Below are 8,412 nucleotides of genomic sequence, written 5' to 3' on the forward strand. Positions count from 1 at the left end.
CACGCAAACCGCAAGGTGCGCTCAGCGTGAGCAGTGCGGCCTTTTTTGAGGTGTGGATGTTGGTCTCGCCGGATGCCGCCGATTCCTGGTTCGGAGCTGGCGTGACGGAGCAAGTTGCCCGACTATTCGTTTCAGGAGAAAGAGCGAAATTCTTCGGATTGGAGTGAAGAAATGGGGGCGGTGGGCCGATGAGAGTTGTGGGGGTGGAGACATTGCGCGGTGACCGAGGGGTCGATCGTGAAACACATGGCTCGCCAAATGACATTCTTGCTCGCGTCCGCTTGGACTCGCACCACGATGGTGTGGGTGTGTCTGAGTGTATCGCTGTTGAGTGGATGCACGCTGGTTCCGGAAACGCGTCAGCGAGACACGCTGCACAACCCCTTCCCGCAAATGAAACGGGTCGCGGTGCTGCCTTTCTACAACCAAAGCCACCAGCCCAACGTGGACGGCGAGGCAGTCGCACGATCGTATTACGCCGCTTTGCAAGCAATTCCGGGCTTTGAAGTGTTGCCGGTGGGCGTCACCTCGACGCAGTATCGAGCCTATTCGATGCAGTACGGTGAACCTCGTGTCGGAGCCGATTTTCAACGGCTCGCACAGATGATGGATGTCGAAGCGATCGTCGTCGGATCGGTCACTGATTTCGACGCTTATTATCCGCCGCGAATGGGGATGACCGTCCATTGGTACGCTGCCAACGAAGGGTTTCACGCGATCCCGCCCGGGTACGGTTTGCCTTGGGGGACCGAAGCCGAAGAGAAAATTCCAGCTCGAATCATTCGGGAAGCTGAATTTGAATTGGCTCGCAGCCAGCTCAAGACCCAAATCCCACAACGAATGCCCCAGGCGACACCGGTCGACAAAGCGGCGGAAGAGGTCGAGACACCGGAGCCTGACTTTGCCAGTTCAAACCCACTTCGAAAAGAAACGGATCCCTTTGGTGATGAGGAATCACCCGCCGGTCCCGAATCCGCCGGCGTCATTCGCTTGGTGGATCATCATTCCTATCAAGCGGAAGTGGCCGAGCACCAAGTCATCAGTCCCACGATGGCTCCATCCATCAATGATGAAGAAGTCGTGTGGGAAGACGGCACTGGTTGGCAAGAAGAAGGCATGGGCTGGGAAGGCGACGTGATCGTTGACGGCTCGGTCGATGCCGGTGGCGTGATGTACGAAGAAGCCTGCGGATCCGAGCCGTTCGCCAGCATGGCACCCCTGCCACCAGCCTGGCCCGACCCGACGGATTTGATTCCCGATCCGCCCGCGATGGCACCGCCCGCGATGATCGTTCAACACGATCCCGTGATCTCGCACACGCGCCTGTATCGCGGCGACGATCCTTACTTCACCCAGCGTTTGGCAGACTACGTTGAGACGGGGGATGACGCACGGGGGATGGCTTGGCAGGGTTATATCAAACGTAGCGATGATTTCATTCGTTTCTGTTGTCACTTGCACATCGTCGAAATGTTGGAGTCGCGGGGTGGTCGTGACCAAAGCGACCTCATACTGCGATGGCCCGTGAGCCGATACTGAGCAGCATCGCGGGAAACTCCCAGCGGAAGTTTCTCCGGTCCCGCGACATTCGCACTCAGGACGATCAAACGATGGAAAAGGAAGTCAACGTGTTAGCCTTGGTCAAAGGCGAAGAACGTTTCATCTTCTTGTTCGACGACGAGAACCGTGACGAGACCCTGCGTCAGTTGGCACGTTTTGCTGCCAATCCGGAACTCGATTTCTCGTGGTATGACGCTGCGATGTTGTCTCGCAAAATTCGCGAAACGGTTGTGGTGGACGACGAAGTGTCGGCGAGCTCAGAGTTTGATTCGCTTTCCATTGATGACTTTGTTTGAATCCATCCGTCAGCAGTGAGTCTCGATTTTGCGAACGGCGATCACCCGATTTCTGCAGTACATGGCGACCGAACGCAATGCGTCTGATCTGACGATCAAAGCGTATCGGGAAGACCTGTTCGCGTTCGCGGAATGGATCGGACAAGCCGAGACGGGACGCATCCAACTGGATTCATTGACGCCACAGCAATTGCGTCAATTTCAAGCTGCACTTCAACAAGCCGGCTACGCTCGCACGACCATCTCGAGAAAGCTCGCCTCGTTGCGAAGCTTCTTCAAGTTCGCCATGCGAGAAGGAATGGCGAGCAGCAATCCGGCCAAGCCGCTGCGGAATCCACGAAGCAACCGCAAGCTTCCTCACGTTTTGACCAGCGACGAAGTCGGCCGTCTTTTGGTTGCACCGCCTGCGATCAGCGAAGCGGGACTTCGTGATCGAGCGATCTTGGAAACGATGTATTCATCGGGACTGCGGGTCAGCGAGTTGGTGGGACTTCGCGATGGTGATTTGGATTTCTCCCAAGGGATCACCCGAGTCCGCGGAAAGGGCCGCAAGGAGCGGATCAGTCCGCTGGGTTCGTACGCGATCAAAGCGATCCAGGCTTACGCCGGACGTCGCAGCCGATCGCCTGAGGCTGAAAAGCTTGGCCGAGCGGCGCCCGTGTTTGTCAATCGGTTTGGCAACATCCTGACGACTCGCAGCGTTGGTCGGATGCTCGAGAAGTACATCGCCAAGGCGGAGCTGGATACGCGGACCAGTCCACACACATTGCGGCACTCCTTTGCAACTCACCTGCTCGATCGCGGCGCGGACATTCGCAGCGTGCAAGAATTGCTGGGTCACAAATCGCTGACAACGACCCAGATCTACACGCATGTCAGTGCAGCAAATCTGCGTCAGGTTTATGAGAAGGCTCACCCTCGGTCGGCCTGAGAACGCGTTCGGCGATGAGCCAATGATTTCGTGAGCTCACGGAACCGATCTGCACCGATGGCTCAGTCGCACTCGAGTGCCAGGATCTTGTCGAGTCGACGCTGATGGCGTTCTTCGGGAGTGTATTTGGCGTTCAGGAACGAGGAGATGATCTCGAATGCCAGCTCGCTGCCGATGATCCGGCCGCCGATGCACAGCACGTTCATGTCGTCGTGCTCTACGCCTTGGCGTGCGGAATAAGTGTCGTGACAGATCGCCGCGCGGATGCCGGTGATTTTGTTGGCCGCGACGCTGACGCCGACACCACTGCCGCAAATCAGCAGCCCACGATCGGCTTCGCCGCTGTTGATTCGCTCGGCGACTTCGACAGCGAAATCGGGGTAGTCGCAGGAGGTTTCGTCATTGGTTCCGCAGTCGGTCAGGCTGATGACCTGCGATCCAAAACGCTCGACAACGAGTTGTTTCAGAGCGAAACCGGCATGGTCGCCACCAACAGCCAGGCGAATGGGCGAGACGGAATCCGCATTTTGCGACATAGGACCAAGTACCGACGAAAGAACGAGCCAAAAAGAGATGCCAAGAAGACGCCACAAGATAGTCGTTCGGCGTCGATTCGTAACCGGGGCTTGAGATCCAGGTGGGAAATGGCGGGCGGGGTGATTGCAAATTGCAAAATGGACATTGCAAATTGGCAATTGTGGATCGGTGAAAATCTTGCGGCTTGGTAGACCTGAATCACTTTGCAATTTGCATTGAGAAATTTGCACTTTGCAATTTCCCACCGCACCTCCACGACGGCCCCTTCGGGGCGACCGTTTGGGTTTGGGCATGGTTCTCGGGGCTTCCGCCCCGAGCTATGGACGACGGCCCCGTCCGGGGCGAATTGTTGTGATTGCCACGTGGGAAATGGCGGGCGGGGTGATTGCAAATCACAAAATGGACATTGCGAATTGGCAATTGTGGATCGGTGAAAATCTCGCGGCTTGGTAGACCTGAATCATTTTGCAATTTGCATTTAGAAATTTGCACTTTGCAATTCATCCACGGTCCCCGTCCGGGGCAATGTCTACCAAACTCTCTAAATGAGATCGTCGTCGTCCTCGTCTTCGCGATCGGGATGCAGTGGATCATCGGAGTCGAAGAACAGGTCTGCTAGTCCCAAAGGGACCGCGTCGCCGCCGAGCGTGCGTTTGCGGCGTTCTGCGAGTGATTCCAGATCGACTGCTTCGTCGCCGAGGCACTTTTCGAGGGCTTCCTGCCAGGCGGCATCGTGAGCGACCGGGTGCGACGGGTTTTGCTTCATTCGTTTGATCGCGAAACGGAGCAGGTTGATACCGTCTCGGGGGGAAAAATCGAGTTTCAGTTCGTGCGAACGCTGCAGGAAATCGACGGTCAGCGCCAACATCTCTGGTTCGGCAAACGGCAGGTGGTACTGCAGGATGGCCATCTCGTCTTGTTTGTTTGGAAACCCAACCTGCAGTGTTGGTTGCAGTCGACTGAGAATGTAATCGGGGATTTCAAACGTCGACTCGTCTTGGTTCATCGTCACTGCTGAACGGAATTCAGGTGACGCGGGAATCGTGATTCCGGCGACGATGGATTCCACGTAACGGCGGGTGTCGAAAAGCGGTGCCAGCGACGCCCAAGACTTTTCGTTCATCCGGTTGCCTTCGTCCAAGATGCAGACGCCGCCGGTGATCATCGCACTGACCAGGGGCGAAGCATGGTAGGCAATCTCACCACCGCGACTGAGCACGGGGGTGATCAACAAGTCTTCCGGTCGAGTGTCGGCGGTGCACTGGTAGATATACAGCGGCAGACCTTGACGCTTGGTCGCCGCGATCGCGAGTTGCGTTTTGCCAACGCCCGGCGAGCCGATCAAACGCGGCGTCAGGGGGATGTCGGTTTCGTCCACCGTCAGCCAGCAGGCCAACAATTGCATCAGCAATTCGTTTTGGCCAATCCAATCGCCTGCGGCCTCGTATGGATGAGCGAGTTTGAGTTCAACGCCACCAATTTGAACCACTTCCGGTTCGCGAGCAAAGCGATCCGACTCGGAGTGTTTCGAGGAGCGTTCTTCGGATGGATTCGGCGAAGGCGAATTCATGGAGTGTCCGTCAGGAGGCTTCGGTTTTGGGATCTTGTCCCGTCAAGTCTGAAGCATCGACGGCGCTTTCGCCACGCCCCATTGCATCCTGTTCTTTTTGGACGGCATCCAGGATGGGATCGATGTAGTTGTGTAGCGGGTGATCGCTGAAGTGATCCACCCGAAAACGCTTGAGCCCTCGCAGGAATCCGTGCCATCGGTCGCGTCGTTTTCGAATCATGCCCAGGTGACCGATTCGTCCGTTTCGGTTGATATAGACCTCGGTTCCACAGTGGCGGTATCCCATCCACGCGGGTGGGACTCGAGTCACAATGTCGTTGTTGTTGACGTACCGGTAGTGAGGCAATTCGACGTAGTTGATGTAGCGTTTGTCACCCACCCGAGGGCTTCCGTAGGTGAACAATCCACTCGGCACGGATTTGATATGAGACAGGTAGCAACGTCCGGCGCAGATGGTGGCCATCGCACCACCGAGTGAATGGCCACAGAACCAAACGGGCTGCTCGTTGCCAACCAACGCGGTTTCCAACATTGGCCATAGATCGTCGACTTCGGTCTTGAAACCGCGGTGGACTTTGCCCGCCGTCTCGGCCAAAACCGACGCGGCGTTGGCGTCCGCACGAATGTCATTCCATTCATTGGGCTCGGTACCGCGGCATGCGATCACGCAATCGTGATCGTTGCGAAACCGGTAAGCTTGGGAACCGTCGTGATCAAAGAAGGTGACGTCGGAAAAGCCAACCATGGCTGCGGCGACCGTGGCTTCTCGCTCATCGTTGTAGGCGACCATTGCCAACTCGGCGAACAGCAACGACTTTTGCAAGAACGTCATGTCGTCGATGGCACCTTTGACGTCGCTGTGAACGACGACTGGGACTTCATTGGGATCCTGGACAACGCCAGCGATGGGTTTCAGTTCCAGTGCATCAGACGGTTTGCTCATCTGAATAACTCCGTTTCGAATGAGAAGATCAGCGACCTCATTGTGCCACACCCTTTGGCAAAGAGGGATAGGCGTGCGAATTTCGACCTGGTGCGACGCAAGATTTTCGCGTTCTCATCACAAACGCAATGACTTTGGATTCACACGGGGACGAGAATTGCCGGACAATATTCGAACTTGTTACCGTGCGGAGGGATGATGCGAATCCAATCGATGGCGCTGTCGCGGGTACGCTTCACAAAGAACGCATTTTTTTGACCGGTCAGGCGCGATGCTGATGCTTGCAGGCATCTTGCAAGCACGCTTCGTAAGCGTCCACCATTGCAGGCCAACCATAACGGCCCGTCACTTCGCCCGCTTGGGCAGCGAGCCGTTCCCGCAACTTGGGCGACGCCATGCAATGAAGCAATCCGGCTCGCAACGCAGCGTCATCGTTGGTGACAAGCCATCCGTTGCGACCGTGATCGATGATTTCACGAACCGCACCACCAGCGTCCACGGTCAAGACCGCGGTGGAGCATGCCATTGCTTCGAGCAACGCGGATGGGAATCCTTCATAGCGACTGGGCAGAACAAACCAATCGGCGGATTGATAGACGGGCCAGATCGGTCGCGTCCAACCGGGGAGGTTGACCCGCGAATCAACTTTGAGTTCACGAGCAAGTTTTTCCAAATGACCACGCTGGCTGCCTTCGCCATGTATCGTGAGTTCCCAATTCGGCGCATCGTTTGGCAATTCACTCAAGCAGCGAATCAAACGGTCCAAGCCCTTTTCATGTTCCAGTCTTCCAACTGCGACAAGACGGCAAGTCTCTTCGTCGGTGTCGGCGTCCCTATCGGTGCGTTGTTCGACGGTGGAGTGGAACTCCTTCGGCACTTCAATCGCGGACGGAATGACGAGCGTATGACAACGTGTTTGTGATTGCAGCGTTGCCGCGACATCCTCGCTCAAGCACACCACGCGGTATGCCTTTGGATAAAGTTGTCGACGAAAGAACTCGCGGGCTCGGCCGAGCGATTGATGTTTGGGATCGCTTCGTTCACTGACCACCACCGGCACACCGAGCCCCCTGGTTGCCAACAACGTTAGCCAATTGGTGGCGTCACAAAACGAAAGCACCACATCAAATTTGCCCGCCGCGATGGTCGATCGAAGACGGCGGGTTCGGGACCAGATTGAAACGGTGTTCTCTGGCGTCGACAGGACGTTGATGGAATGGCGCGAGACGCGGGGGTCGACTTCGTGCCGATCGTGTTTTCCATCGTCCAGTGTGATCAGGGTGACGGAGTGCGAGCGGTCTGCCAGGCGAGAAGCGAGCCCGGCCATCACGCGTTCGGCGCCGCCCCCGTCGAGCGAATGAATCACGCAGGCAATTTTCATTTTCATCGGCGGAGTCGGCGTGATTGGAAGTCTTACGTGAACAGCTTAGTAACAAGCCGGGCATCCGTGTCAGACAACTCCAGCCCGATGGCACCCACGGGAGGCATTCCGGCAAAAGGCAAGTCACGCCGATTTCCCAGGCAATCCTTTGGTGCACGTTTATCACTCGTCGCGACGAAATGGCGACGTGCGGGGAAAATCTGGGTCAGATTCGAGGAATTATTCGGCTTCGGGCCGGTGGTTTGGATTGCAACGGTTGGCATGGTGACTACGGTGGAATGTGCACGGGGGTGCTCACGATCGACATTTGCCAATTGATCCAACCACACCTCTTTCAATGAGAGAAAGCGAGCCAGCTATGTTGTCTCAGAAATTTGCCTTTTCGCGAGGTTCGAGTCGCTTGAAGCGATCGATTCAGCGCATTTTCTTGGGCGTCGCCGTTCTGGCTGGATGCGTGGCCTGCTCCGAAGAAGCGTCCGCTCAATCGCCCTATGCGTTCGGGTTTCAGCCCTACGGTTTCTATCAGCCGTACGGATCGGTGTATCGATCCAACATTCCAAACCCACCGTATTTCGCGACGAACCCACCGGTTTACTACGGCACGCGTCACTACCGTCCTTATGGGATCAGCCCGTTTGCATCGCCACCAGTGGTGAGTCCTGGTGCTGGTTACCACAGCCAAGTGGCTCCGATCAATCAGCGTCGCGGCTATGTCGGACCCGTTTCGAATCCTTATATCTGCAAAGCAGGTGAATCGTCACCGCATTTGGTAACGAAGGCAAAAGCCGAATCTAAAAAGTCCAGCGACGCGTCGGATGAATCCGAAGCCGCCACAACGCTTGTTTCGAATTCGGCTGGCTTCACTCCCGGTGAAGTTCGAACCAACCCATTCGTTTCGAGCGAATTGCAATTCGCGCGACGTTAGGAAGCGGTGGGTCGAAAAGTTTCGGCCATTAAACGCTGATGTTTTCTGCGATCCACTCGGGTCGCAGGAGCTGAATCATCAGAGCCTTTTGGGCGTGCATTCGATTGCCCGCCTGTTCAATCACGTCGCTTTGTGGACCATCCATGACCGCGTCGGTGATCTCCTCGCCTCGCACGGCGGGCAAGCAATGCAGCACTCGAGCGGTCTTTGGGGCCGCTTCGAGTAGCTGTTCATTGACTTGGAAATTCTTGAAAGCGGCTCGTCGAGCG

8 protein-coding genes and 1 pseudogene are annotated in these 8,412 nt (G+C 56.4%); 4 read left to right on the forward strand and 5 right to left on the reverse strand.

Annotated elements, in window-relative coordinates; all coding sequences use genetic code 11:
• The first annotated feature begins 246 nt into the window (after positions 1–246).
• The 3 genes from B2R17_RS09890 to xerC all read left to right on the forward strand — a co-directional run bounded on the left by B2R17_RS09890 (position 247) and on the right by xerC (position 2,787).
• On the forward strand, positions 247–1,539 hold the full coding sequence (locus B2R17_RS09890; RefSeq protein ID WP_236615467.1) for a hypothetical protein: 1,293 nt from the start codon (positions 247–249) through the stop codon (positions 1,537–1,539).
• A gap of 71 nt (positions 1,540–1,610) precedes the next feature.
• On the forward strand, positions 1,611–1,856 hold the full coding sequence (locus B2R17_RS09895) for a hypothetical protein (protein ID WP_231846438.1): 246 nt from the start codon (positions 1,611–1,613) through the stop codon (positions 1,854–1,856).
• Positions 1,857–1,884: 28 nt separating this feature from the next.
• Positions 1,885–2,787 carry a tyrosine recombinase XerC gene (gene xerC, locus B2R17_RS09900; RefSeq protein WP_008663901.1) on the forward strand — a complete coding sequence of 301 codons (903 nt, stop codon included), beginning with the start codon at positions 1,885–1,887 and terminating at the stop codon, positions 2,785–2,787.
• A 62-nt stretch (positions 2,788–2,849) separates the two neighbouring features.
• Here the strand turns inward: xerC and rpiB are convergent, their stop codons facing one another.
• From rpiB to B2R17_RS09920, 4 genes are all read right to left on the reverse strand, one after another.
• Positions 2,850–3,323, reverse strand: a complete 474-nt coding sequence (gene rpiB, locus B2R17_RS09905; RefSeq protein ID WP_008653419.1) for a ribose 5-phosphate isomerase B — start codon at positions 3,321–3,323, stop codon at positions 2,850–2,852.
• A gap of 542 nt (positions 3,324–3,865) precedes the next feature.
• Positions 3,866–4,894 (reverse strand): AAA family ATPase, encoded by a 1,029-nt coding sequence (locus B2R17_RS09910; protein ID WP_008653417.1) that lies wholly within the window; start codon positions 4,892–4,894, stop codon positions 3,866–3,868.
• A 10-nt stretch (positions 4,895–4,904) separates the two neighbouring features.
• A complete protein-coding gene (locus B2R17_RS09915) occupies positions 4,905–5,888 on the reverse strand; it encodes a lipase family protein (RefSeq protein ID WP_008653416.1) in 984 nt (327 codons plus the stop codon).
• Positions 5,889–6,099: 211 nt separating this feature from the next.
• Entirely contained in the window at positions 6,100–7,224 is a 1,125-nt protein-coding gene (locus B2R17_RS09920; protein WP_286763865.1) for a glycosyltransferase, read from the reverse strand.
• Positions 7,225–7,576: 352 nt separating this feature from the next.
• On the opposite strand from B2R17_RS09920, the gene B2R17_RS09925 reads away from it, so the two are divergent.
• Positions 7,577–8,143, forward strand: coding sequence for a hypothetical protein (locus B2R17_RS09925; RefSeq protein WP_286763866.1), 567 nt, complete (start codon positions 7,577–7,579; stop codon positions 8,141–8,143).
• Positions 8,144–8,171: 28 nt separating this feature from the next.
• Here B2R17_RS09925 and B2R17_RS09930 read toward each other — a convergent pair.
• Positions 8,172–8,412: pseudogene (locus tag B2R17_RS09930) on the reverse strand (ornithine carbamoyltransferase); the annotation flags it as partial.

Origin of the sequence: Rhodopirellula sp. UBA1907 (assembly GCF_002337565.1) — a bacterium.
Taxonomy (GTDB): domain Bacteria; phylum Planctomycetota; class Planctomycetia; order Pirellulales; family Pirellulaceae; genus Rhodopirellula; species Rhodopirellula europaea.